General features: G+C 72.6%; 19 protein-coding genes. 7 read left to right on the forward strand and 12 right to left on the reverse strand.

Annotated features, from left to right (window positions below; genetic code table 11):
* Window positions 1–79 precede the first annotated feature (79 nt).
* Window positions 80–1,426 (reverse strand): aminotransferase class I/II-fold pyridoxal phosphate-dependent enzyme, encoded by a 1,347-nt coding sequence (locus ACQP2Y_RS39175; RefSeq protein ID WP_433721414.1) that lies wholly within the window; start codon window positions 1,424–1,426, stop codon window positions 80–82.
* Window positions 1,427–1,472: 46 nt separating this feature from the next.
* Between ACQP2Y_RS39175 and ACQP2Y_RS39180 the strand changes: the two genes are divergently transcribed.
* The 3 genes from ACQP2Y_RS39180 to leuE all read left to right on the forward strand — a co-directional run bounded on the left by ACQP2Y_RS39180 (window position 1,473) and on the right by leuE (window position 3,937).
* Window positions 1,473–2,732, forward strand: coding sequence for a bifunctional pyridoxamine 5'-phosphate oxidase family protein/GNAT family N-acetyltransferase (locus ACQP2Y_RS39180; RefSeq protein WP_433721415.1), 1,260 nt, complete (start codon window positions 1,473–1,475; stop codon window positions 2,730–2,732).
* A 9-nt stretch (window positions 2,733–2,741) separates the two neighbouring features.
* Window positions 2,742–3,125, forward strand: a complete 384-nt coding sequence (locus ACQP2Y_RS39185; RefSeq protein ID WP_433721416.1) for a VOC family protein — start codon at window positions 2,742–2,744, stop codon at window positions 3,123–3,125.
* Window positions 3,126–3,187: 62 nt separating this feature from the next.
* Entirely contained in the window at window positions 3,188–3,937 is a 750-nt protein-coding gene (leuE, locus tag ACQP2Y_RS39190; protein ID WP_433732224.1) for a leucine efflux protein LeuE, read from the forward strand.
* 150 nt (window positions 3,938–4,087) lie between these two features.
* On the opposite strand, the gene ACQP2Y_RS39195 is transcribed toward leuE, so the two are convergent.
* The 7 genes from ACQP2Y_RS39195 to ACQP2Y_RS39225 all read right to left on the reverse strand — a co-directional run bounded on the left by ACQP2Y_RS39195 (window position 4,088) and on the right by ACQP2Y_RS39225 (window position 12,547).
* Complete coding sequence (locus tag ACQP2Y_RS39195) at window positions 4,088–4,864, reverse strand: sporulation protein (RefSeq protein ID WP_433721417.1); 777 nt, start codon at window positions 4,862–4,864, stop codon at window positions 4,088–4,090.
* Window positions 4,865–4,876: 12 nt separating this feature from the next.
* Window positions 4,877–5,935: a hemolysin family protein gene (locus ACQP2Y_RS39200; protein WP_433721418.1), complete on the reverse strand. Its 1,059-nt coding sequence runs from the start codon at window positions 5,933–5,935 to the stop codon at window positions 4,877–4,879.
* Window positions 5,932–7,293: a hemolysin family protein gene (locus ACQP2Y_RS39205; RefSeq protein ID WP_433721419.1), complete on the reverse strand. Its 1,362-nt coding sequence runs from the start codon at window positions 7,291–7,293 to the stop codon at window positions 5,932–5,934. Before ACQP2Y_RS39205 ends, ACQP2Y_RS39200 begins: the two co-directional genes overlap by 4 nt.
* 147 nt (window positions 7,294–7,440) lie before the next feature.
* On the reverse strand, window positions 7,441–9,033 hold the full coding sequence (locus tag ACQP2Y_RS39210; protein WP_433721420.1) for a M28 family peptidase: 1,593 nt from the start codon (window positions 9,031–9,033) through the stop codon (window positions 7,441–7,443).
* A gap of 44 nt (window positions 9,034–9,077) precedes the next feature.
* On the reverse strand, window positions 9,078–10,889 hold the full coding sequence (locus ACQP2Y_RS39215) for a protein kinase domain-containing protein (RefSeq protein WP_433721421.1): 1,812 nt from the start codon (window positions 10,887–10,889) through the stop codon (window positions 9,078–9,080).
* Window positions 10,890–10,952: 63 nt separating this feature from the next.
* Complete coding sequence (locus tag ACQP2Y_RS39220) at window positions 10,953–11,681, reverse strand: class F sortase (RefSeq protein WP_433721422.1); 729 nt, start codon at window positions 11,679–11,681, stop codon at window positions 10,953–10,955.
* An 11-nt stretch (window positions 11,682–11,692) separates the two neighbouring features.
* Window positions 11,693–12,547, reverse strand: coding sequence for a DUF4397 domain-containing protein (locus tag ACQP2Y_RS39225; protein ID WP_360814272.1), 855 nt, complete (start codon window positions 12,545–12,547; stop codon window positions 11,693–11,695).
* A gap of 270 nt (window positions 12,548–12,817) precedes the next feature.
* Between ACQP2Y_RS39225 and ACQP2Y_RS39230 the strand changes: the two genes are divergently transcribed.
* Window positions 12,818–17,350: an ATP-dependent helicase gene (locus ACQP2Y_RS39230; RefSeq protein ID WP_433721423.1), complete on the forward strand. Its 4,533-nt coding sequence runs from the start codon at window positions 12,818–12,820 to the stop codon at window positions 17,348–17,350.
* A 76-nt stretch (window positions 17,351–17,426) separates the two neighbouring features.
* Here ACQP2Y_RS39230 and ACQP2Y_RS39235 read toward each other — a convergent pair whose 3' ends face one another.
* Both ACQP2Y_RS39235 and ACQP2Y_RS39240 read right to left on the reverse strand, forming a co-directional pair.
* On the reverse strand, window positions 17,427–17,960 hold the full coding sequence (locus tag ACQP2Y_RS39235) for a GNAT family N-acetyltransferase (RefSeq protein WP_433721424.1): 534 nt from the start codon (window positions 17,958–17,960) through the stop codon (window positions 17,427–17,429).
* A 441-nt stretch (window positions 17,961–18,401) separates the two neighbouring features.
* Window positions 18,402–19,331 (reverse strand): LLM class F420-dependent oxidoreductase, encoded by a 930-nt coding sequence (locus ACQP2Y_RS39240; protein ID WP_433721425.1) that lies wholly within the window; start codon window positions 19,329–19,331, stop codon window positions 18,402–18,404.
* Window positions 19,332–19,413: 82 nt separating this feature from the next.
* On the opposite strand from ACQP2Y_RS39240, the gene ACQP2Y_RS39245 reads away from it, so the two are divergent.
* Window positions 19,414–20,199, forward strand: coding sequence for an SAM hydrolase/SAM-dependent halogenase family protein (locus tag ACQP2Y_RS39245; protein ID WP_433721426.1), 786 nt, complete (start codon window positions 19,414–19,416; stop codon window positions 20,197–20,199).
* Window positions 20,200–20,229: 30 nt separating this feature from the next.
* Here ACQP2Y_RS39245 and ACQP2Y_RS39250 read toward each other — a convergent pair whose 3' ends face one another.
* Window positions 20,230–20,889 carry a hemerythrin domain-containing protein gene (locus tag ACQP2Y_RS39250; RefSeq protein WP_433721427.1) on the reverse strand — a complete coding sequence of 220 codons (660 nt, stop codon included), beginning with the start codon at window positions 20,887–20,889 and terminating at the stop codon, window positions 20,230–20,232.
* A 66-nt stretch (window positions 20,890–20,955) separates the two neighbouring features.
* On the opposite strand from ACQP2Y_RS39250, the gene ACQP2Y_RS39255 reads away from it, so the two are divergent.
* Together ACQP2Y_RS39255 and ACQP2Y_RS39260 are read left to right on the forward strand one after the other, a co-directional pair.
* The gene (locus tag ACQP2Y_RS39255) at window positions 20,956–23,754 is read left to right on the forward strand and encodes a BTAD domain-containing putative transcriptional regulator (protein WP_433721428.1); all 2,799 of its coding nucleotides are present in this window, start codon (window positions 20,956–20,958) and stop codon (window positions 23,752–23,754) included.
* Window positions 23,741–24,535: a DNA-formamidopyrimidine glycosylase family protein gene (locus ACQP2Y_RS39260; RefSeq protein WP_433721429.1), complete on the forward strand. Its 795-nt coding sequence runs from the start codon at window positions 23,741–23,743 to the stop codon at window positions 24,533–24,535. The genes ACQP2Y_RS39255 and ACQP2Y_RS39260 overlap by 14 nt, the downstream gene beginning before the upstream one ends.
* Here the strand turns inward: ACQP2Y_RS39260 and pspM are convergent.
* Window positions 24,532–25,293, reverse strand: a complete 762-nt coding sequence (gene pspM / locus ACQP2Y_RS39265) for a phage shock envelope stress response protein PspM (RefSeq protein WP_433721430.1) — start codon at window positions 25,291–25,293, stop codon at window positions 24,532–24,534. The two genes, ACQP2Y_RS39260 and pspM, sit on opposite strands and share 4 nt — an antisense overlap.
* Window positions 25,294–25,309 lie beyond the last annotated feature (16 nt).

Raw genomic sequence — 25,309 nt, forward strand, 5'->3', positions numbered from 1 at the left:
ACCTCCGGCGAATCAGCTGAGTCGCCGATCCGATAGGCGCACCGATCAGTCGTGCGACCTTCGCAGATGGAGTTGGCAGTCATCGTGAAGGGGTGGGCACGGCGGCGGGATGGGCTGCGGCGGCGACCTTGTCGGCCAGGGCTTCGATGGCGTCGTCGTCGATGGGGCTGACCGTCATCCGGACGCCGGGCGGTGCCTCCATGCGGAAGAGGGAACCCGGGGCGACCGCATAGCCCGCATCGCGCAGGGTTGTCACCATGCGGGTCTCGTCGTCGACGTTGACCCAGATGTTGATGCCGGTGACACCTCGCGCCCGCACTCCGCGCACCGCCAGCGCCTCGCGCAGCGACCGGCGGCGGCGGTCGTAGTCCGCACCTGCTGCGGCGATCTGGGCCTCGGTTTCCTCGTCGTGCCACAGCCTCAGCAGCAGACGTTGCAGCACTGTGGACACCCAGCCGGCTCCGATACGCATGCGCCCGACCACGCGCGCGATGGTCGCCTCGTCCCCGGCCATGACGGCGATGCGCAGGTCGGGGCCGTAGGGCTTCGAGGCCGATCGGACGAATGCCCACGATTGCGTCGCGCCGCCGAGGCAGTGCAAGGGCACGCCGGCCAGCTCGGCGGCGTGGTCGTCCTCGATCAGGAGCACCTCGGGGTTGCTGCTCAGGACCGCACGCAGCTCTGTCGCGCGGCCGGCGGTGACCGCGGCGCCGGTGGGATTCTGCGCGCGAGCCGTGATCACGGCGGCGCGCGCCCCTCCTCTCAACGCGGCAGCGAGCCGGTCAGGCAGCGGGCCTTCGTCGTCCACCGCGACCGGCACGGCAGTCAGGCCCAGTGCGCCCAGGAGGTCGAGCAGATTGGCCCAGCCGGGATCCTCGACAGCCACCGAGTCGCCCGGGCGCAGATGTGCCGTCAGCAGTCGCTCGATGGCATCAAGGGTGCCGTTGGTGACAGTGATGGCGGCATCGTCAACGGGCACTCCGTCAGCGGCGAGGCGGGGCCGGGCTGCGTCGATGAGCTCGGGCATTGCGCCGGCTGCCGCGTACCCCATGGGTGGACCGACCTCATCGGACACTGAGCGAAGGTGCCGGCCCAGGGACGGCAGCAGCCGGGTGTCGGGGTCGCCGGCCGACAGGTCGAGCGCGCCCGCCGGCACCGGCAGCCGCAGCGCGGAGCGCGGGCTGGCCACAGCCGGCCGGGCCCGGATGCGGGTGCCCTGGCGGCCCACGGACTCGACGATGCCGCGCTGACGCAGCTCCTGGTAGGCCTTGGACACGGTGGCCGGGCTCACGTGCAGGCTGTCGGCGAGAACCCGGATGGGCGGGAGGCGATCACCCCAGGCCCAGTCGCCGAGGCGAACCCCCGCCTCGATGCTCGCGGAAATCGAGGCGGCGCTGGATCCGGTGACCTGATACTGTGCTGACACAAGACAGATTCTGTACTAGTACAGGCCCGTTGGCAAGGAGGGTTCCGTGACCGACCTCTATCAGCCCACCGCTCGGACCACGGCCACCCGCAATCGCGCCCGGATGCACTACGAACGCGAGAAGGCACACGCCATCCTGGACGAGGCGTATGACTGTTCCGTCGCCTTCGTGGTCGACGGTGAGCCACGGGTGCTGCCCACGCTGCACGTCCGCGTCGAGGACACGTTGTATCTGCACGCTTCCACGGGCGGCCGGCTGGGCATGCAGGCGCGAGGCGACGGCGTTCCGGTTGCCGTGTCGGTGACACTGCTCGACGGCATCGTCTATGCGCGCTCCCAGTTCCATCACAGCGCGAACTACCGATCGGTCGTGGTGCACGGCAATGCCAGGCCAGTCACTGATATGTCGGAGAAGCGCGCGGCGATGGACGCCCTGGTGGAGCGGATAGGCCACGGCCGCAGCGGGGCGAGCAGGCCGCCGACGGCACGTGAGCTGGCGACGACCACCGTCCTGGCGCTGCCTCTCGTCGAAGTGTCCGTGCGAGCGCGCACCGGCGGCGTCGTGGACGACCCGGAGGATCTGTCGCTGCCGCACTGGGCCGGCGTGCTGCCGCTGCGGCGGGTCGCCGGCCCGCCGGAGCCGGATGCCGGAGTCAGTGGTCCCCCGCCCGCCTATCTGCCGGGACCGACCTCGCCGTGGCACATCGCGGCGCCGATGCGCGGCCGACATGTCGCGTTGGAGCCGCTGGCCCCGGGTCACGCGGACGGCCTGCTGGCGGCGATCAGCGATGACGAGGTGTGGCAGCACCTGCCGAGCGAGCGGCCGCGGAGCAGCGCGGAGATGGCCGAGCTCATTGCTGTCGCCGCCCGCGAGCAGTGGGAAGGTAAGAGGGTGTCGTGGGCTCAGGTCGACCCGCAGACCGGCGAGGTGATGGGCATGACGAGCTATCACGACATCGACCCGGAACGGCAGGCAGTCGGCATCGGCCACACCGTCCTCGGCCGTCGGTGGTGGCGCACCGGGGTGAACACGGAGGCGAAGCTGCTGCTGATGGAACGGGCCTTCGAGGTGCTCGGCGCGGAGCGGGTGTTCTGGTACACCGACATTCGCAACGAGAGGTCGCAGCAGGCGATCGCTCGGCTGGGCGCGACGCGGGACGGGATGATCCGGCGGCACCGTCTGCGCCCGGACGGGACCTGGCGGGACACGGTGCTGTTCGCGATGACGGTGGAGGAATGGCCCGCGGCCGCGAAGCGCCTTCGTGCCCGCCCGGAGACCAGCGCCTCACCGGCTGAGCTTAATTAGGGTGTTGGGATGGCATGCCGCATAACCGAGCTCGTGCTGGACGCGCTCGATCCTGACCTGCTCGCCCGGTTCTGGTGTGAGGTGCTCGGCTATGTCGAGCTGGAGCGTGACGCCAACGGCGACATCGAGATCGGGCCGGCCGATGGTGGGTTCGGCGGGCCGCAACCGACCATCGTCTTCAACAGGACCACGGAGCCGAAGACGGGTCAGCTGCGCCTGCACATCGACGTCAATGCGACCGATCGCGACCAGGACGCGGAGTTGGAGCGGCTGCTCGCGATCGGTGCCCGGCCGGCCGACGTGGGCCAGACGGGGGACGAGAGCTGGCACGTGCTCGCCGATCCCGAGGGCAACGAGTTCTGCCTGCTGCGACGGCGGGTGGACCCGGTGTAGGGCTCTCGACCCAGGGCGCTCGACGGCGTGGGGAAAGCCACAAGGATCTGGCTCTACGGGTACTGCCGGCGCCTCGTCGGGGCGCTGAGGATGGAGGCGTGCTGGGGATCACTGACTTCTGGACGTACGTGCTGGGCACGGTCGCGATCGTGTTGCTGCCTGGGCCCAACTCCATCTTTGTGCTGACGGTTGGCGCGCAGCGCGGGGTGCGAGCGGGATATCGGGCTGCCGCCGGGGTGTTCGTCGGCGACACGGTGCTCATGGTGCTGGCTGCTGCCGGGGTCGCTTCGTTGCTGCGGACGTATCCGCCGGCCTTCATGGTTATCAAGTACGCGGGGGCGGCCTACCTTGCCTGGGTGGGCTTCGGCATCATCCGTGGCGCCTGGCAGAAGTGGCGTGGTCGCAGTGCTTCGGCGGCAGTCGCTCGGCCGAGTGCCGATGCGGGGGCGGCCGGGAACGCAGCGGTTGCCGTGGATCGGGCGAGGCCTACCGGGCTCAGTGCGGGGATGCAGCGGCCGTTCCGGCGGGCGCTGGTTGTCAGCCTGCTCAATCCGAAGGCGATCCTGTTCGTGGTTTCGTTCTTCATCCAGTTCGTCGAGCCGGGGTATGCCCATCCTGCGCTGTCGTTCCTGATCCTCGGGGCGGTGCTGCAGGTGTTCAGCGCGCTTTATCTCACCGGGCTGATCTTCGGCGGGCGGTTCCTGGCCGGCCAGTTCCGGCGTCGTCAGCGACTGTCCGCGGCCGTGGCGACCGGGGTCGGCGCTGTGTTCGTCGGCTTCGGGATCAAACTCGCCACCGCCACCACGGGTTGACCGCCGAACGGCAACGGCCGACGCGGCAAGCGACGGACACGGGCGGCGGCGAACGCCGGCCCGAACGGCCAGCGCCAACGGGAACGGCTGCGCGACAAAGGGCAATGCAGCAAACATGCAGACGGAACAAGGACTAACAAGAAGCCAGCCTCACCCCGGCAAAGACCCCTTACCAACCACCTCGTGCACCCACCCCTCCACCACCGAAACCCAATCCACCCCCGACACCTGGTCATGCGAGACCCGGTAGCGGGCGTAAGTATCCCGCCCCTCCCGCAACAACCCCCCACGCTTGTCGAACTCCAGGATCACCTCGATCCCCGCCGGGTCCGCCACGAAGGTCACTTCCACCTCGTCCATCGACTTCGCGTACTCCGCCGGCGCCGCGTACTCGATCTCCTGGTAGAACGGCAGCTCCTGCCGTATCCCATAGATCCCGCCTCTTTCCACGTCCGCGTGCCGCAGCCGGAAGCCCAGGCGGTCGAAGGCCGCCAAAATGCTTTCCTGGGCCGGCAGCGGATGGATCTCCACCCCGTCCAGGTCCCCCTGGTCCACCGATTTGGCCACCGACAGCTCGGTCCGCACGCCCATCGTCATCCCGGCCAGCGGCTTGCCCGCCAGGTGCGTCACCGGCGTCTCCCACGGCACTGTCAGCGTGAACGGGATGTCCTCGCGCACCCCCGCCCTCAGCGTGAAGTTCCCCGCCACCGAGGCGCGGTGGAATTCCAGCAGTGCTTCGCCGTCTTCCGCTTCCGCTCGGGTCACCAGGGCCAGCACGATGTTGTCGATCAGCACGTCGTATTCACCGCCGGCCACTCTGACCTCGCCGTGCAGGGTGCCGCCGGGGTGGGTGGCCGGGTCGGTCAGGACCGTGTCGACGCTCGGTCCGCCTACCCCGAACGCCCGCAGCACTCTCGCGAAGACCATCCGGCCATCCTCTCAGCGCATGCGCCGGCCCACCGGCACCGGGTCCGTCTCGTCGTCGAATTCGCCGATGACCTGCTCCAGCAGGTCCTCCAGGGCGACGAAGCCGACCCGGCCCTGGCCTCGGCGGGTCACCAGCGCGAACTGGGCCCGGGCCGCCCGCATCCGGGTCACCGCGTCCGTCACCGTGACCGCCGCTTCCAGCGTGAACGGCGGGTCCATCAGCTCGGCCGCCGTCGCCGTCCCGCCCGGGGTGGTGACCCGGATCGCGTCGCGGACGTGGACCACGCCCAGCGCCTCGCCCGTCGGGGAGACCACCACCAGCCGGGACCGGCCGCAGCGCAGCGACGACGCCTCGATGTCCAGGGCCGAGGCGTCCGGCGGGATTGTCACCAGTTGGGCGTCCGGGGTCATCACGTCGGCGACCTTGGTGTCCTGCAGCTTCAGCATGCTCGTCAGCAGCTCGGTCTGTTCCGCGCCGATCAGGCCTTCCGCGCGGGAGCGTTCCAGCAGGATGTGCATCTCCTGCGGGCCGTGCGCCTGGGCCAGCTGGTCCTGCGGGTGCACCCCGAACGGGCGCAGCGCCACGTTGGCCAGGGCGTTCAGCGCCACCAGGGCCGGGCGGACCATCCGGACGAAGCCGCGGAACGGCAGTGCCAGCAGGGTCGCTGAGCGTTCCGGGTCGGTGATCGCCCAGGACTTCGGCATCATCTCGCCGACCACCAGGTGCAGGAACGTGACGACGACCAGCGCCAGCAGGAACGCGATGATGCCGCTGGGCATGTCCGGCAGGCCGATGCCGTGCAGCAGCGGGTGGACCAGGTGCTCGATGGCCGGCTCGGCCAGCGCGCCCAGGCCCAGCGAGCACAGCGTGATGCCGAGCTGGGCGGCGGCCAGCATGAGGGACAGCTCGCGGCTGCCGTCGAGGGCGGCGCGGGCGGCCCGGCTGCCCCCCGCGGCGGCGTGCTCCAGGCGGTAGCGCTTGCTGGCCACCAGGGCGAACTCGGCGGCGACGAAGAACGCGTTCCCGGCGAGCAGCAGCACCGAACAAATCACGGCCCAGGTCGTGCTCATCGGGGATCCTCCTCGGCGTCGGGAGCGGTGGCGAGAGCGGTGGCGGAGACGGCGGCGGGCCCGGGCGGGGCCGACAGGCGTACGGCGTCAGGCACGTGCCGATCCACCGAGAGCACCGCGAGCGCTGTGCCGGAGGCGAGCGACACCGCGTCACCGACCTGTGGCACCCGGCCGAGCTCGGACATCACCAGGCCGGACACCGTGTCGTATTCGTCGCTCTCCGGCAGGTCCACGCCGGTCGCGTCGATGACCTCGTCGATGCGCCAGCGGGCCGGGACGATCCACGAGCCGTCCTGCTGGCGGGCCGGGGCCGGCTCGGGCAGGTCGTCCTCGTCGCGGATCGGGCCGACCAGTTCCTCGGCGATGTCCTCGAGGGTGATGATGCCGGCGAAGCCGCCGTACTCATCGACCACGCAGGCGAGCTGGCGGTGGTCGCCGCGCAGCCGGTCCAGCACCGCGGGCAGGCGCAACGAGGCCGGCACGAAGAGCGGTGGCACGGCCAGCGACTCGACCGGGACCGTGGCGCGGTCGGCCGCGGGCACGGTCAGGACGTCCGCGATGCCGACCACTCCGATGATCTCGTCGACGCCGGTGCCGGCGCGGACCGGGAAACGGGACCGGCCGGTGTCCAGCAGCTTCACCACCTGGGAGGCCGGGTCGCTGCCGCGAACCGTGTGCACGTCCACCCGGGGGATCATCACCTCGGACGCGACCCGGCGGCGGAAGTCGAGGCCGCGGTCGAGCAGCGCCGAGAGCTCCGGATCGAGGTGACCCTCGGCGCGGGACTCGGCGATGATGTGCTCGAGGTCCTCCTCCGTGGCGCCCTCGGGCAGCTCCTCGATCGGCTCGATGCCGACCCGGCGCAGCAGCCGGGCCGCGGCCTTGTCGAAGAGCTTGATGATCGGCCCGAAGACGGTCAGGTAGATCAGCGTCGAGCGGCTGAGCGCCTTGGCCAGGGTCTCGGCCCGGGCGATCGCGAAGTTCTTGGGAGCGAGCTCGCCCAGGACCATCTGCACGACGGTGGCGATGAGCAGGGCCAGCACGATCGAGATGGGCAGGCTCACCGCGGTGGGCACCCCGGCCACGCCGAGCAGGTCGGCGAAGCCCTCACCGAGGAACGGCTCGGCGACGTAGCCGACGATCAGGGCGGTGACGGTGATGCCGAGCTGCGCGCCGGACAGCACGAACGAGAGCCGTTCGGTGACCTTGAGCGCGCGTTCCGCGGCCTTGTCGCCCTGCTCGGCCTCCTGGCGCAGGCGGCTGCGGTCGACCGCGACATACCCGAACTCCTGGGCGACGAAGTAGCCCGTCACGGCCGTCACCAGGATGACTAGCAGAAAACCGACCAGGATCAACATGGCCGGGCCGGAGAGACGAGAAGCCGGGCCGAGCCCGGCTGCATACTGCCGATCATCCGAAAAAGATAGCAGCGGCGGCTGCAAGTCCGCTGTGAGAAACCCGAGCGGGGGTACGGCCGCAGCCGCACCCCCGCACACCCCCGTCCGTCAGGCGCGGGTGATGGTGACGTTGTCCACAGCCGCCTCCACCAGGCTCGCCGTGCCGGTGTCGGCCGCCTCCACCTGCAGCCGGATGGACTGCCCGGCGTACGCGGAGAGGTTGACCGTCGCGGCCTGCCACGCGGCGGCGCGGTTGCTGGCCGCCCCGGCCTGGGTGAAGAGCGTGGTCGTGGTGCTGCCGGAGATGACCCGGACCCGGAAGTAGTCGCCGCTGGTCGCGTTGTTCAGGTGCGCGAGGTACCAGGAGAACGACAGGGTCAGCGTGCCGGTGGGCAGCGTGATCGCCGGCGACCGGATCGTCGTGGTGCCGCCGTCCACGTCGTTGGCGCCGGCGCTGGCCCCGGCGGCCGCGCCGGTGACCAGGTCGTTGGTGCCGCTGACCGTGGTGCCGAGCTGGGTGGCCACGCCCGAGGTGGTGGCGGCGGGGTCACCGCGTTCGAAGGCGCCGGCGGTCGCGGTGTCGGTGGCCCCGGCGTTGGTGGTCCAGCCGGTGGCGGTCTCGAACGTGTCCGAGTAGACCGTCTCGCCGGGCGGAGGCTCCGTGCCGCCGCCGTCGGCCAGCGCCCAGACCGCGGAGGCGATCGCGTCGGAGTTGCGGTTCAGCGCCGTGTCGTTGATGTTCGCGGTGGTGTCACAGGAGGCGTGGTAGCAGGGGTCGAAGGCGCCGGTCGTACCGCCCCAGAGGGTCACCTGGGCCGCGGTCTTGCGGCCCTCCGCCCCGGTGAAGATGCCCCCGGCGGGGATCCCCGCCGCGATGAACGGGCCGTAGTCGCTGCGCCCGTCGAAGTCGGTGCCGCGGGTCGGCACACCGATCGACGCGTAGTACGCCTCCAGCGTGTCCTCGATCTCGGCGGAGCCCGCGGGGCCGGGGCCCGAGCCGGTGCCGTCGGAGTTGTCGCCGTCGTAGAGGAAGTAGCCGGGGTTCGGCGAGCCCACCATGTCGAAGTTCAGGTAACCGCCGATGGCCGCCTTCTGCGCCGAGCTCAGCGAGTTCACGTACGCGGTGGAGCCGCGCAGGCCCAGCTCCTCGGCGCCCCACCAGCCGAAGCGCAGGTGCCGGGCGGGCTGGAAGCCGGTCCGGGCGACGGCCAGCGCGACCTCGAGGTTGGCGGCCGAGCCGGAGCCGTTGTCGTTGATGCCGGGGCCGGCCGTGACGCTGTCCAGGTGCGCGCCGACCATGAGGGTGTCGGAGGTGTCGCCGCCGGGCCAGTCCGCGATGAGGTTGTAGCCGGTCGCGCCGTTGTAGGTGAACGACTGCTGCTGGGTGGTGAAGCCGGCCGCGTCGAGCAGACCCTTCACGTAGGTGACCGAGGCCAGGTAGCCGGGCCGGCCGTGCGCGCGGTTGCCGCCGTTCGCCGTGGCGATCGACTGGAGCTGGGTTAGGTGCGCCTTGACGTTCGCGACGGCGATGTCGGGCGGTGCCACAGCGGCCGCAGCGACGGGAGCGGCCTGGACGGGGGCGGCGAAGAGGGCGGCGAGCAAGGCCGACGCGCCGATCAATGGAACTGCTCTCACGGGGTGTCCTCCGCGGGGCTCGGGGGGTGCCGTCGCCCAGGGTGTGGCGGCGGCCACGCCGAGCATCGCAGAGACGCAGTTCTATGCACTCATATCGAATGAGCCATATCTCAGCTGTCCGTGAAGAAGGTGCTCTGGATCATGCCCCATTTCTCGAAGTTGCCGGGCCAGTCCAGATCCAGGGTCATCAGGCCGATCGCGTACGCCCGGCCGTCGTTGGCCGCGCGCCACCGGGTCATCGCGTGCATCCGGTCACCGTCGCGCCCGTCGTACGTGTATTCCCAGTCCGCCGCCCGGGCCAGACCGGGCACCCGGTCGATCCGCAGCTGGGTGTAGTTGCGCAGGTCACCGGCGGCCCGCAGCCGGGTCACTTCCTTGCGGCACGCCTGCACCGGGTCACCCTGCGGGCTGCGGTCGGGGTCGATGCTGAGGATCCTGAGGTTGCCCGGGTCGCGGAAACAGATCGTGGTGCCGATGGTCTGATAGGTCCAGCCGTCCGGGACCGCGATGTGGAAGCCGGCGTCACTGAAATAGGACCAGCCCGGATACAACGCCCAGCCGTCGCGCAGCTTCTCCGCCCCCGCGACCGGCGTGCGGGGCAGTCCGGGCGGTGCCGCACTGGCGCAGTTCACCGGGCTGAAGCCGCCGGAGCTGCCGCCGCTGCCCGAGGAGGTGACGACGCTGGGGGTGGCTCCGATCGCCGTGGGCTGGGCCCGGTCGTCGTCATCGCGCAGCGTCAGCCCGGCGGCGACGCCACCACCGGCGAGCACGGCCAGCACCACACCCGCGACGAGGAGCCGCCGGCGCGACCTCGGCGGCGCGACCTCGGCCGGGGCAGGGCGCTGGGCCGGGATGACCGGCTCACTCGGGCGCTCCCCCTGCTCAGCGGCCGGTCCAGGCGGATAGACGACACCGGGCAGGGCCGCGGCCAGGGCGGCACCGAGACCGCCACCGGCCGGCTCGGCTTTCGCCTCGACGGGCTCCGGCTGCGGCTGCGGGCGGGCGTCCCGACCGGGCTGATCGTCGGGGGCCTTTCTGGGGCCGGGTACGACCGCACGGCCGAACGTCGTCCCGGCCGTCCTCGACGGCGCCGGGAGCAGACCGGCCTCCGCCACGATCAGGCGCAGCCGTTCGGCCACCTCGGCGCCGGTGAGCCGTTCCACCGGCTCGCGGCGCAGCAGCCCGGTCAGCACGGGAGCCAGCGGCCCGGCCCGCACCGGCGGATCGGCCTCGTCCGTGGCCAGCGCCATCAGCGTCGCCATGGCACTGTCGCGGGCGAACGGGGAGCGCCCCTCGACGGCGGCGTACAGGGTCGCGCCGAAGGACCAGAGGTCGGACTCCACGGTGGACGCCCCGTCGCGGGCGCGCTCCGGGGAGACGTACTGCGGGGAGCCGACCACCATGCCAGGGCCGGTGACCGAGCCGTCGTCGACGAAGGTGGCCAGGCCGAAGTCGGTGAGCACGACCCGGCCGTCATGACCGATCAGCACGTTGTGCGGCTTGACATCGCGGTGCAGCACGCCGGCCCGGTGCGCGGCGGTGATCGCCTCGAGCACGTCCAGGCCGATCCGGGCCGCCTCGGCCGGCGCGAACGCGCCGTCCTCGCCGATGACCTGGTGCAGCGAGCGGGACGGGACGTACTCCATCACGATCCAGGGCAGATCGTCGGCGTGCACGACGTCGTAGATGCGCACCACGTGCGGGTGGTTGAGCCGGGCGGCGCTGCGCGCCTCGCGCAGGGTGCGGGTGCGCAGCCGGGCCTGCTCCTCGTCGGTCATCCACTCCGGCGGGACGAACTCCTTGACGGCGACGTCCCGGTCGAGCATCTCGTCACGGGCCAGCCAGACCCGGCCCATACCGCCGGAGCCGACCGGCTCCAGGAGCCTGTACCGACCGGCGATGAGCATGCGCCTGACCGCCATCAGCCCCCATCCGTAGCTTCTTCGACCAGGATAGTCACCGGCGGCTGACCTGCGGAATCCTGATCACCCGGCCACCGCGTAGATCACCAGGTTGTCCGTGTACGACCGCAAGGTCCGGTCGAAGACCCCACCACAGGTGATCAATCGCAGCTGCCGGTCCGGGGTCGGCCCGTAGACCTCTTCCGTCGGAAATGCCTTCTTCGGATACCAGGCCGTGGCGGTCACCGTGAATGTGACCGTACGGTCGCCGCGGGTCACTTCGATCTTGTCGCCCGTGGTGATCTCGCGCAGCCGGTAGAAGACCGCCGGACCCTGCTTCGAGTCGACGTGACCGGCCAGGACGGCCGGGCCCACGTCGCCCGGGGCGGTGCCGTCCGCGTACCAGCCGGCGTGCTCGTTGGTCTTCGGCGGCTGCAACTCACCGTCCGCGCCCAGCTTCAGCGTCTCCAGCGACGTGTCCACCCCGATGGCCTTGACCCGCAGGCGGGTCGGCGGGCCGCTGAGATCCGATGGCACGGTACGGAACGGGTTCGGCGCACCCTCCATGTCCTCGGACGGCTGGACGGGCACCGAGGCGGCGCTCGGGGTGCCGGCCCAGCGGCCGAGCTTGTCGGTGCCGGCCGGCTCGCGGAGCATCAGGTAGCCGGTGGCCACGGCGAACGCCACCAGCACCGACACCGCCACTGGCAGCAGGATGCGCGCTTTACGGCGTACCTCCGGCTTGTCCGGGGCCGCGGCCCGGCCGGCCCCGGCTGCGGGACCGGCCTCGGGCGTCGGCGTCACGACTTTCATCCGGTACGCCTTCAAGCAGAGCGGGAGCGGCGCCTGAGCCCGACGAGCAGACCACCTGTCGCCACCGCTGCCACCCCGGCCAGCAGCAGAGCCATCGGCATCGGGGACTGCGGCTGTGTGCCGCCCTCGCCCGTGGCCACCCCGCCTTGAGGCACGCCGCCCTGGCGGGCCGCGTCGATGTGCAGCTCCGGCTTCAGACCGCCCTTCTTGTCGTCGAGCACCAGCAGCGAGTACACGTTGCCGGCACCCAGCGTGCAGGGCAGGTCACTGGTCGCACCGCCGCCGGTCGGCTTCACCCGGACCGTCCACTTGCCCGGGTTGACCTGGCGATAGGCGGTCGTGGTGGCGAACTGGACGCCGTCGGCGATGGTCTTGCCGTTGGCCCCGCCGACGTCGAGCACCGGCGCGCGCACCGAGGCCTGGATGATCCGGATCTTGGACTCCCCGGCCCCCGGCAGCTTCAGGTCGTCCTTGAGCACGCGCAGGCCGAGGTCGGCGTAGCGACCCACCCCGGCCACCGTGTACGCCGCGCCGTCGTCCACCGTGACCTGCGTGGTCAGCACCGGCGGGGTGCTCGCGGCGGCACCGGCCTTGCGCATCGCCACGGAATACGTGCCGGTGGGCAGGCGCAGGTAGTCGGACATGGCGCCGTACGCGACGCCGTCGAACTTCTGGTCCTTGACCGTGCCCGAGTCGGACTTCAGATAGACGTCCACGGCCGGAGTGTCGGGCGAAAGGTGGGCGAGCCGGACGTAGCCGTCACCGGCCGCCCGGGCCGGGGTCGCGGAAAGGGTGATGGTCGCCAGCGCGGCAACGGCGGCCGCCGCGCTACCGAGGCGCCGTAAGGCGGATACGCGATGGGTCACGGTGCCTCCTGTTCGTGAAGCCTCTGCGGCATCGTCGGTGGCGGCCATCGATGCATACGCTCTGCGTTCATCAATGTGCCGCACGTCACCGGTCCGCACCATGGTCCTTCCGGTTGCGCGCGAGCGCTGGTCGAGTGCCCATCCTGTGCTCCAACGTCTGATTGATGCCCATCGGCTCGTAGCCCTGCACTCCTGGTTCGGAGCCGTCACCCGGATGGATGTTTTCGCCGGTCCCCGATTTCTGTCAGACCCCGGGGGCACCATGGACATGTGTCAGACGTCCTCGAGCAGTTCGGCCTCGCCACCAGGGAGTGGTTCCGGGCCGCGTTCGCCGCGCCCACGGCCGCCCAGGCCGGCGCCTGGCGATCCATCGGCGCCGGCCGCAACGCGCTGGTGGTCGCGCCGACCGGCTCGGGCAAGACGCTGGCCGCCTTCCTCTGGTCGCTCGACCGGCTGGCCCACGAGCCCGTCCCGGCCGAGCCCAAGCACCGCTGCCGGGTGCTCTACGTCAGCCCGCTCAAGGCGCTGGCCGTCGACGTCGAGCGCAACCTGCGGGCGCCGCTGACCGGCATCCGGCAGGCGTCCGGGCGGCTCGGGCTGCCACCACCGGACATCACCGTCGGCATGCGCACCGGGGACACCCCGGCTGACGAACGGCGGGCCTTCGCGCGTACGCCGCCGGACATCCTGATCACCACGCCGGAGTCGCTGTTCCTGCTGCTCACCTCGGCTGCCCGGGAGTCGCTCAAGGGCGTCGAGACGGTGATCATCGACGAGGTGCACGCGGTCGCGGCCACCAAGCGCGGCGCCCACCTCGCCCTCTCGCTCGAACGCCTCGACGCGATGCTGGGTCGCCCGGCGCAACGGGTCGGGCTGTCCGCGACCGTGCGCCCGATCGACGAGACAGCGCGGTTCCTGGGCGGCGCCGGCGCCGTCGAGATCGTCCAGCCGCGCAGCAGCAAGACCATCGAGGTCTCGGTGCAAGTCCCGGTGGAGGACATGACCCGCCTCGACGAGGTGCCCGAGGTCGACGCGGACGACCCGGGCACGTCCCGGCGCACGCCGTCCATCTGGCCCGCCGTCGAGGAACGCGTGCTGGAGCTGATCCAGCAGCACCGCTCCACGATCGTGTTCACCAATTCGCGGCGCGGCGCCGAGCGCCTGTGCGCCCGGATCAACGAGCTGGCCGCCGAGGCCGTGGTCGAGCAGGCCGACCGCGCGCCCGCCGCGCTGATGGCCCAGTCCCCGATAGCCACGGGAGCGGCACCGGTCGTCGCCCGCGCCCACCACGGCAGCGTCTCCCGCGAGGAGCGCAAGCAGATCGAGGAGGCGCTCAAGTCCGGGCAGCTCCCGGCCGTGGTTGCCACCTCCAGCCTGGAGCTGGGCATCGACATGGGCGCGGTCGATCTGGTGGTGCAGATCGAGGCGCCGCCGTCGGTCGCCGCCGGGCTCCAGCGCATCGGCCGGGCCGGGCACCAGGTCGGGGCCGTCTCGCGCGGTGTCGTCTTCCCCAAGCATCGCGGTGACCTGCTCAGCTGCGCGGTTGTCGCCGAGCGGATGGGTGAGGGCGCGATCGAGGAGCTGCGCTACCCCCGAAACCCGTTGGACGTGCTGGCCCAGCAGATCGTGGCGATGGTCGCCCTGGACGCGTGGCAGGTCGACGAGCTGGCCGCGCTGGTGCGCCGGGCCGCGCCGTACGCGGAGCTGCCCGACTCCGCCCTGCACGCCGTGCTCGACATGCTCTCCGGGCGCTATCCGTCGACCGCGTTCGCCGAGCTGCGGCCCCGCCTGGTCTGGGACCGCACCACCGACGAGCTCACCGGGCGTCCCGGTGCCCAGCGGCTCGCCGTCACCAGCGGCGGCACGATCCCCGACCGCGGCATGTTCGGCGTCTTCCTGGCCGGCTCGGAGAAGGCGTCCCGGGTGGGCGAGCTCGACGAGGAGATGGTCTACGAGTCCCGGGTGGGCGACGTCTTCCTGCTCGGCTCGACCTCCTGGCGCATCGAGGACATCACCCCCGACCGGGTGCTGGTCTCCCCCGCCCCGGGCGCGCCGGCCCGGATGCCGTTCTGGAAGGGCGACGCGCTCGGCCGCCCGATCGAGCTGGGCCGGGCCATCGGCGCCCGGCTGCGCACCCTGACCCGCGCGGAGGACAGCAAGGCGATCGCCTCGCTGCGCGATTCCGGGCTCGACGAGTGGGCGGCCGACAACCTGATGGCCTACCTGCGCGAGCAGCGCGAGTCCACCCGCAATCTGCCCGACGACCGGACCATCGTGGTCGAGCGCTTCCGCGACGAGCTGGGCGACTGGCGCATGACCGTGCACTGTGTCCTCGGTGCCCGGGTCAACGCACCCTGGGCGCTGGCCATCGCCCGCCGGCTCTCCGAGCGGTACGGCGTCGACGGCCAGGTCATGCCCTCCGACGACGGCATCGTCATCCGCCTGCCGGACACCGCCGAGGAGCCGCCCGGTGCCGACCTGGTCGCCTTCGACCCGGAGGAGATCTCCCAGCTGGTCGAGGAGTCGGTCGGCACGTCGGCGCTGTTCGCCTCCCGGTTCCGCGAGTGCGCCGCCCGCTCGCTGCTGCTGCCCCGCCGCGACCCGCGCCGCCGTCAGCCGCTCTGGCAGCAGCGCCAGCGCTCGGCCCAGCTGCTCGACGTGGCCCGCGAGTTCGCCGACTTCCCGGTCACCCTGGAAGCGGCCCGCGAGTGCCTGCAGGACGTCTTCGACGTGCCCGGGCTGGTCGGGCTGATGCGCGAGATCGCGGGACGCAAGGTCCGGCTGGTCGAGGCCGAGACCCCACGGCCGTCGCCGTTCGCCCGCTCCTTGCTCTTCGGGTACGTGGGCGCGTTCCTCTACGAGGGCGACGCACCGCTGGCCGAGCGTCGCGCCGCCGCCCTGGCTCTGGACTCCACCCTGCTGGGTGAGCTGCTCGGCCGCGTCGACCTGCGGGAGCTGCTCGACCCGACGGTGGTGACCGAGAGCGAAGCCCAGCTGCAGTGGCTCACCGCAGCTCGCAGCCCGCGCGACGCCGAGGACGCGGCCGAGCTGTTGCGCCTGCTCGGCGACCTGTCCGCCGCGGATCTCACCGCCCGCGGTGTCGAGCTCGACTGGCTGACGACCCTGCAGGCGAGCCGGCGCGCCATCCAGGTCCGGATTGCCAGCGAGGAACGCTGGATCGGCGTCGAGGACGCCGGCCGCTACCGCGACGCACTCGGCGTGGCCCTGCCGGTCGGCGTCGCGGAGGCCTACCTCGAGCCGGTGGCCGACCCGCTCGGCGACCTCGTCGCCCGGTACGCCCGCACCCACGGCCCGTTCGCGGCGGCCACCTGCGCAGCCAGGTTCGGCCTCGGCGTCTTCGTCGTCGAGCAGGCCCTCAAGCGGCTCAGCGCCACCGGCCGGGTCGTCTCCGGCGAGTTCTCCCCCGGCGGGGCCGGCACCGAGTGGTGCGACGCGGAGGTGCTGCGGCTGCTGCGACGCCGCTCCCTGGCCGCGCTGCGCCGCGAGATCGAGCCGGTGCCACCGCGGGTGCTGGCCGCGTTCCTGCCCCGCTGGCACCAGATCGGCGGCAACTCTCGCGGCGTCGATGCCCTGGCGGCCACCATCGAGCAGCTGCAAGGCGTGGCCGCACCGGCCTCGGCCTGGGAACGCCTGATCCTGCCGGCCCGGGTCGCCGACTACGCCCCGCCCCAGCTCGACGAGCTGTGCGCCAGCGGCGAGGTGCTGTGGGCCGGCTCGGGCTCCATCCCGGGCGGCGACGGCTGGGTGACCCTCGCGTACGCCGACAGTGCCCCGCTGCTGCTGCCACCGCCGGACGACGAGTTCGCGCTGACCCCGCAACACCAGTCGGTGCTGGACGCGCTGGCGGACGGCCAGGCGCTGTTCTTCCGCAGCCTGTCCGACAAGATCGGCGCCACCGACGACACCGCCCTGGCCGAAACGGTCTGGGACCTGGTCTGGGCCGGCCACCTGACCAACGACACGCTGGCGCCACTGCGCGCCCTGCTCGGCAGCAGCGGCGCCCACCGCGCGAAGGCAGCGCCCGCCCGCACCCGCTTCCGCCGTCCCGGCCGCCCGACAATGCCGGCCCGATCCGGACCGCTGATGATGGTGGGCCGCTGGTCCCGCCTGCCGGAACGCGACCTCGACCCGACCCGCCGCGCGGCCGCCCTGGCCGACCTCCTGCTCGAACGACACGGAGTGGTGACCCGCGGCGCGGTGATGGCCGAGGGCGTGACCGGCGGCTTCGCGGCGGTGTATCCGGTGCTGGCAGCGCTGGAGGAGCGGGGCGCGGCCCGCCGCGGCTACTTCGTGGAAGGCCTGGGGGCGGCACAGTTCGCGGTGCCGGGCGCGGTGGACCGGCTGCGCGCATTGGCCGAGCCCGCCGAGCTGGCCAAACGCACGGGCGCAACCGCGGTGGTGCTGGCGGCGACCGACCCGGCCAACCCGTACGGGGCGGCACTGCCATGGCCGGAACGAGTGGTGGACAGCGGCAACGGCGAGACAACGCCGGCGACGGGCCACCGGGCGGGCCGCAAGGCAGGAGCCCTGGTGGTCCTGGTCGGCGGCGACCTGATCCTGTACGTCGAACGCGGCGGCCGGACGCTGCTGTCCTACCTGGACGATACGGAGGCGTTGACGGCGGCTGGGCAGGCGCTGGCGGGATCGGTGCGGTCGGGGGCGCTGGGGCCGATGTCCGTGGAACGGGCGGATGGGGAGTCGGTGCATTCGTCGCCGTTGCGGGACGCGTTGACCGGGGCGGGGTTCCGGGCGACGCCTCGCGGGCTGCGCCTACGCGGCTGACCGGCGAAGCAGGCCGGCAGCGGGCTCGCGGCCGGCAGCGGGGTCAGCGCGGTCTGCGTCGGCAAGGCGGCAGCGGTCAGGGCGGGCTTTGGTCGTCTGCGGGCCAGCGGGTGACGAAGAGCCAGTCCAGGCCGTCCTCGCCCAGATCGTCCAGGTGTTCGGCGCGGGTGAGGCCCGCCCGCTGGGCCACCTTCTGCGACGCCACGTTGTCCGGGCGGACCCGAGCGAGGATCGGCCACTCCGGAAGGTGGCGGCCGGCCCACTGCACCACGGCTGTCGCTGCTTCCGTCGCCACGCCGTTGCCCCAGGCCGCCGGATCGAGGCGGTAGAAGAGGTTCAGGACTTCGATCTCGCGGAAGCGGACCACCTTGAGGCCCGCAAAGCCGAGGATCTTGCGGGACTCGCGTTCTTCGACAACCCAGTAGCCGAAGCTGTGCCGGCGCCAATGGTCGTCCCACCGGCTGTAGAGGTGTTCGGCTTGGGCCCGCGTTGCGAGCAGGTCCGAAGGGTTGTGCCGGCACGCCTCGGGGTCGCGGTGGATCGCGAAAATCGTTTCGAGGTCGGCAGGCCCGGGCCGACGCAAAGCCAGTCGCGCGGTGACAATCTCCACGCAACAGACTTTAGGCCCCGAGCCCGGACACCTCATTCCCGCCACCACCAAGACCGTCCCCACCAGGGCCAAACCACCGCAACGACCCCGCAGCCGCCCATCCCGGCCACCCACCGACTCCACCCGCGAGCCTTCATGGACTCACAAAATGGCCACGAGAAGGGCGCGCCGCAACGCCGGGCCTGAGCCGACCGGCCACACCGATCCGCCGCGTGGGACACCAGGCGGGCCGGAGTCCAAGCCGGCCATCGCACCGAGCCGCCGCGTAAGACGCCACGCGCCGGGCCCGGGCCGACCGCCACCATCGATCCTCTGCGCAATAGACCGGGCGGTGAACCCGGGCCGATCGCGCAGGAAACCAGGCGGTGCGTTGAACAGCACCGGGCCGGTGATCTCGGCGCCGAGAATCGCGACGTCGGGGATCACCGGCCCGGACAGACGTCAGGACAGCTGCGGCGCCACCGCTGCGGCGACCAGCTCGATGTGGTCGAGGTCGGTCAGGTCCAGCACTTGCAGGTACACCCGGGACGCTCCCGTCTCCGCGTACCGGCCGAGGATCTCCACCGCCTGGTCCGGCGTGCCCACCACCCCGCCGTTCCCGCGCATCTCTTCCACGTCGCGGCCGATTGCCGCCGCTCGGCGCTTCACCTCCGCCTCGTCGCGGCCCACGCACAGCACCGCCGCCGCCGACAGGGCCGGCGGCTGGGCCCGGCCGATCTCTTCGCTTGCCGCCCGGACCCGGTCGAACATCGCCGGCAGGTCCGTCACCTTCGCGAACGGGGCGTTGAACTCGTCGGCGTACCGGGCCGCCAGCGCCGGGGTGCGCTTCTTGCCCGCGCCGCCCACGATGATCGGCGGGCGGGGTGACTGGACCGGTTTCGGCAGGGCAGGCGAGTTCGTCACCTGGTAGTGCTTTCCCTCGAAGGTGTACTGCTCGCCCACCGGGGTCGTCCACAGGCCCTCGACGATCTCGAGTTGCTCCTCGAGGCGGTCGAAACGCTCGCCCACCGGCGGGAACGGGATGCCGTACGCGGTGTGTTCCTGCTCGAACCAGCCGCCGCCCAGGCCCAGTTCCACCCGGCCGCCGCTCATCGCGTCGACCTGGGCCACCCCGATCGCCAGCGGGCCCGGCAGCCGGAACGTCGCCGACGTGACCAGCGTGCCAAGCCGGATCCGGGAGGTCTGCACCGCCAGTGCGGCCAGGGTCAGCCAGGCGTCGGTCGGGCCGGGCAGGCCGTCCCCGCCCATCGCGACATAGTGGTCGGAGCGGAAGAAGCCGTCGTACCCGGTCTGCTCCGCGAGCTGGGCCACCCGCCGCAGGTCGTCGTACGACGCACCCTGCTGAGGTTCGGTGAAGATGACAAGACGCATAGATCAACAGTGCCAGAAGAACCGCGACGCGTCCGGCCAGCCGCCACGCACGGAGTGTGCCGGGGCAGTAACGTGAACCACCATGGGCGGCTATGGATGGATCAGCCTCACCACCGACTACGGCACGTTCGACGGTTTCGCCGCCGCGTGCCGCGGGGTGATCGCGCGCATCGCTCCCGATGTGCGAGTCAACGACATCACCCACCACGTGCCGCCCGCTGACGTGGCGCGCGGCGCCGCGGTGCTGGCACAGACGGCGCCGCACCTGCCGCCGTCGGTGCATGTCGCCGTGGTCGACCCCGGGGTCGGCTCCGAGCGGCGCGGCATCACGATCGGCACCCCCGGCGGCCTCCTGGTCGGTCCGGACAACGGGCTGCTGATCTGGGCGGCCGAGGCGCTGGGCGGCATCGACGACGTGTTCGAGCTCACCAACAAAGACTGGCTGCTCGGCGACGTCTCGCGCACGTTCCACGGCCGGGACGTGTTCTCCCCCGCCGCGGCGCGGCTCGCGCTCGGCGCGCCGCTGAGCGACGCGGGGCCGGCCGTCGCCCCGGAGACCCTGGTGCGGCTCCCCGATCCGGTCGTCGCGGTCGGCGACGGCTGGCTCGAGGCCGAGGTGCTCACCGTCGACCGCTTCGGCAACGTGCAGCTCGCCGCCGGCGGCGCGACGCTGTCCGGGCTGAGCCCGGACCTGGTCATCGGCGGGGTCAAGGCCCGGCGCGCCCAGACCTTCGCCGATGCCCAGCAGGGCGAGATGATCGTGTACGAGGACTCGGCCGGCCGCGTGGCGATAGCGGTGAACGGCGGCCGTGCAGTCGTCCTGCTCTCGGTCCGCCCCGGCGACATAGTCCGCGTCGCCGAACGCTGACCTCCGAGCAGCCGCGGGGCGGAGGCCGGTTCAGCCCCGCCGAATGCTGTCCCGGGACTTGGCATAAATGCGTGGCCCGAAGAGGCGCCAGAGCAGCCGGGCCGGCCCGGGCAGCTGGGCGAGAAACATCTTCCGCTCCCGCGGGCTCGCCTCCTCGAGGATCGCACCGACGAAGACCAGGGCCAGTTTGTTCTTCGGGATCGCCTCGCGGCCCCGCTCGTTGAGCGCGTTCCACTCGGCCGGGGTCACGTGCTCCGACACCAGCGGGAGCAGTTCGCGTTCCTCGTCGCCCAGGTGTTCGTCGAGGGCGCCGGATGCCTGGGCCAGCACGTCCGCGAGCTCGTCGCGGACGTCGGCGGCGGCGTGGGCGCGCCAGCGGGCGGTCAGGTCGTCGATGCGGGTGAGCAGGCCGGCCAGGCGTTCGTGCTGCGCCTCCATCCGGTGCACGAGGTCGGCGCGCAGCCCGACCCGGTCGAGCATGACCGGCCAGAGCAGTTCGTCCTCGGCCTCGTGGTGGTGGTGCAGCGCCCCGGCCACGTTGGCCAGGTGGGAACCGATGGTCTCGGCGCGGGCGGTGTCGCCGGGCGGCACTGCGCGGATCAGGGCGGGCAGGATGCGGAACTCGCGCCGGAACACCCGGTGCACCAGCACCATCTCCCAGGTGTCGACGCGTGCTGTTGTGGTCGTCATGGGCTCAGAGTGCTCGGGTCGGCTTGCAGACTGCCTGCAAGCGGCGTGCGTTTGTATGCTCCACCCGTGCTGAGCTGCCGCGTTCTCGGGCCGACCGAGCTCGGCGCGGGCCGCGGCGTCCTCGATCTGGGCGGTCCGTTGCCGCGCCGGCTCGTCACCGCGCTCATCGCGGCCGGCGGCCGGCCGGTCAGCGGGGACGCGCTGACGGCGGCGGTGTGGGGTGACGATCCGCCGGCCAGCCCGGAGGTGTCGCTGCAGGCGTACGTGTCGCGGTTGCGGCGAGCGCTGGGCGCCGAGCATCGGGAGGCGCTGCAGCGGGTCGGCGACGGATACCGGCTGACCGGCGCGGAGACGGACGTGGCGGCGTTCGAGGCGGGCGTCGCCCGCGGGCGGGAGCTGCTGGACGAGCAGCGGCCGGCCGAGGCCGTCCGCGCCTTCGACGCGGCGCTACGGCTGTGGCGCGGGGAGGCGTTCGCGGATCTGGACGGGGCCGTCGAGGTCGAGGCCGCCCGGGCCCGGCTGGGAGAGCTGCGCCTGGTCGCGGTCGAGGAGAGGCTGGCGGCGCGCCTGGCCGTGGGCGACGCACCCGGCGCGGTGGCCGAGCTGACCCCAGCCGTACGCGCAGAGCCCTATCGGGAACGCCGCTGGGAACTGCTCATCCTCGGTCTCTACCGCAGTGCTCGCCAGGCCGAGGCGCTGTCGGCTCTGCGCAGGATCCGCGCACTGCTCGCCGATGACCTCGGCGTCGATCCCGGTCCCGCCCTGCAGTCCCTGGAGCGGCGCCTGCTGGCCCAGGATCCCGGCCTGCTGTTGCCCGCCCGGGCCGGCCCGGCACCACGCCCGGTCACCAAGGCCCCGGCGGTGACCCGGCCGCTGTCCGCTTTCGTCGGCCGGGAGGCGGAGCTGGCCGCACTCGAAGCCACCATGCCGGCCACGCGCCTGCTCTCCCTCGTCGGTCCGGGCGGCGCGGGCAAGACCCGGCTGGCGGTGGAGTACGCGGCGACCCGCCCGGACGCTGACGGCCCGTGGCTGGCCCGGCTGGCCGACGTCACGGAACCGGACCTGCTCGTCTCCACGATCGCCGCGGCCGCCGGCGTGCACCAGCCGGCCGAGCCCGGCCCGGCCGGCCTGAGCTCAGCGTTGAGCGGCCGGGAAGCGCTGCTCATCCTCGACAACTGCGAGCATCTTGTCGCTGCCGTGGCCGACCTGGTCGTCGAGCTGCTGGCCCGCTGCCCGCAGCTGCGGATCCTGGCGACGAGCCGCGAGCCGCTCGGTGTCGACGGCGAACGGCTGCTGCCGGTCACGCCCCTGCCTTCGGGCGACGCCGTGGCGCTGCTGGTCGACCGGATCGGCGCGGTACGCCCGGGCTGGAGTCCGGACCCCGACGACGAGGCCCAGCTGGCGCGGCTGGCGGAGGTGCTGGACGGGATCCCGCTGGCGCTGGAGCTGGCCGCCGCCCGGGCCCGGGTGCTGGGTCTCGGCGAGCTGGTGTCGTTGCTCGGCGAACGGTTCCCCGCGCTGGGCCGGGTGCCGCGCGGCGCACTGGCCCCACACGCCACCCTGGAGGCGGCCGTGGCCTGGAGCGTCGACCTGCTGCCGGCCGCCGACCGGGCGCTGCTGCTGCGGCTGTGGCCGTTCGCGGGCGGCTTCACCGTGGAGGCCGCCGCGGCGGTCGGCTCCGATCTGGAAGCGCTGTCCTCGCTGGTCACCCGCTCGGTGGTCAGCGCCGACACGACCGTGACGCCGACCCGCTACCGGCTGCTGGGCATCATCCGGGCGTTTTGCCAGGAACACGACCCCGATCCGGCGGCGAGCCGGGCCGCGCAGGCCGCCTGGGTTCGCGCGCTGGTCGAACGGACCGCGCCCGAGCTGCGCGGGGAGCGCTCGGCGCACGCCATCCGGGTCCTCAACCGTGAAGTGCCCAACCTGCGCGCCGCGCTCGCCCACGACCTCGTCGCGGATCCGGGAGCGGCGCTGCGGACGGCGGGCCTGCTGGAGTGGTTCTGGTTCCGGGGCGGACACGTGGCCGAAGGGCTGCGGCTGCTGACCACGGCCCTGGCCGGGGCTCCGGACGCGCCCGCGGTCGACCGGGCGCTCGCGCTGGCCACCTGCGGGACCCTGCGGTTCATCGGCGGGGACGTCGACGGTGCCGCCGAGTGCCTGTGGCAGGCGAAGGCCCTGCTCGCGGAGCCGGACAGCCAGGACGGGTGGCGCCTGGTCAGTCAGCTCCGCTACTACGAGTCGCTGCTGTGGTCGGCGCGCGGCGACTACGACACCGCCGCGGTCCGGGCCCGGGAGTCGATCGCGGTGAGTGTGCGGATCGGCGAGCAGTGGGCCACGCCGGCCGGTGAGATGGCGCTCGGCGGGGCCCTGACCGGGCTCGGTGAGCTGCTGGAGAGCCGCCGGGTGCTCACGGGCGCGGCCAGGCACGCCGGCGAGCTGCGGCAGAACTGGATCGCCGCGATGAGTGAGCTGCTGCTGGCCCGGGCCTGGCTGGTCCCGGCCGACCCCGACCCGGCCGCGGCGCTGCGCGAGCTCGGTGCCGCCCTGGGCCGGTTCCGGGAGGAGGACGACGTCGGCAACGTGCTCTCCTGCCTGCACACCGGCGCGTACGCCCTCACGCTGAGCGGCCGGCCCGAGCTGGGTGCGACGCTGCTGGCCGCCGTACGCCACCAGGGCGCCCGCCGCGGACTACGGCCCGAAGCCACCGACCCGACGACCTCGGCCGCCCTGAACAACGCCCTCGACGAGGCCCTCGATCCGGTGACCCGGGCCGCCGCTGACGCCCGTGGCGCCACGCTGGAACCGGCCGCGATGATTGCGATGCTGTCGGCTGGGCAGGAGCAGAGCCATGCCCGAAGGTGACACCGTATGGAACACCGCGCGCGTCCTCGAACGCGCGCTGCAGGGCGACGTGCTCACCGGCTCGGACTTCCGGGTGCCGCAGCTCGCGACGACCGACCTGACCGGCTGGACGGTGGCCGAGTCGGCGAGCCGGGGTAAACACCTGCTGCTGCGGCTGACGAGCGGCGAACGGGCCATGACCCTGCACTCGCACCTGCGCATGGACGGCGCCTGGCGGGCGTACGCGCCGGGTGAGCGCTGGACCGGCCGCCCCGCGCACCTGATCCGGGTGGTGCTGCGGACGAAACGCTCGGTGGCGGTCGGCTACCACCTGCACGAGGTGGCGCTGCTGCCCACGGCCGAGGAGGAGAAGCTGCTTGGCCACCTGGGACCGGACCTGCTCGGCGCCGACTGGGACCCCGACGAGGCGGTCCGCCGGATCGCGGCCAAGCCGGACGTCCCGATCGGTGAGGCGCTGCTGGACCAGCGCAACCTCGCCGGGGTCGGCAACCTCTACAAGGCCGAGACGCTCTTCCTGCGCGGCCTGTGGCCGTGGACGCCGGTCTCCGCGGTGGCGGACCTGGCCGGCACGGTGAAGCTGGCGCAGAAGCTGGTGGCCTCCAACCGCGGACGCTGGACGCAGACCACCACCGGATCCCTGCGCCGGGGACAGACCAGCTATGTCTACGGGCGGCGGGCGCAGCCCTGCCGGCGCTGCGGCTCGGCGATCCAGAAAGAGGACCAGGAGGAGCGGATCACCTACTGGTGCCCGCGCTGCCAGCCGAAGCCGGGCTCTTCCTAGGCGGCGGGGGTGGCGGGCCGCCGCAGCTCGGACAGCCCCTCGGCGATGCCGCGCAGGCGGTCGGTCGCCTCGATCAGGCCACCGAGCGCCGGGTGCTGGGTGGAGGCCGGGTGGCCCTCCTCGGCGACATAGCTCGCCGCGGCCGCGACCAGCCGTTCGTACGCGGCCACGCCCTCGGTGAACTGCTTGGCCAGGCTCTCGTGCGCCTGCTCGATCCCGGCGCGCTGATCCGGCGGGCTGAGCGGGATCGCCCGTTCGACGCTGGCCACCCGCTGGCCGAGGTCCCGCAGCCACTGCTCGGCCACCGCGGCCTCCAGCATCGCGGCCTCGCCGGGCCCGGTCAGTCGGCCGGCCAGCCCGGTCAGCGTCATGGCCGCCCGGTCCAGCCTGTCCCAGGCCTGGGCGACGGCGGAACCGCGCAGCGCGTAACGCTCCTTGTGCCGGCGGACCTCCTGCAGCACCTGCCGGCCCGCCGGGAACCGCTCGACGGCCGCCACCAGCCGCTGGCCGGGGATGGCCGGCGGGGCGGGCGGCGGCGCCGGGATCGCGGCCAGCGCCCGGTGGTCACTCCAGCGCCACCAGGCCAGCGCCACGGACGCACCCGCCGACGCGGCCCAGGCCGCGTCGGCGAGCCCGATGCCCGCGTACGGGGTGAGCACGGCAGCGGCAGCGGTCAGCCCTCCGCCGACGACGCTCCAGCGCCGCGCGGACCCCCGCAGCTTCCTGAGCTGCCGGAAGTACCTGCTCCGCTCGTCCACCGTTCACTCCTCCCCG

The sequence above is a fragment of the Actinoplanes sp. CA-051413 genome (genome assembly GCF_050955795.1).
GTDB lineage: Bacteria > Actinomycetota > Actinomycetes > Mycobacteriales > Micromonosporaceae > Actinoplanes.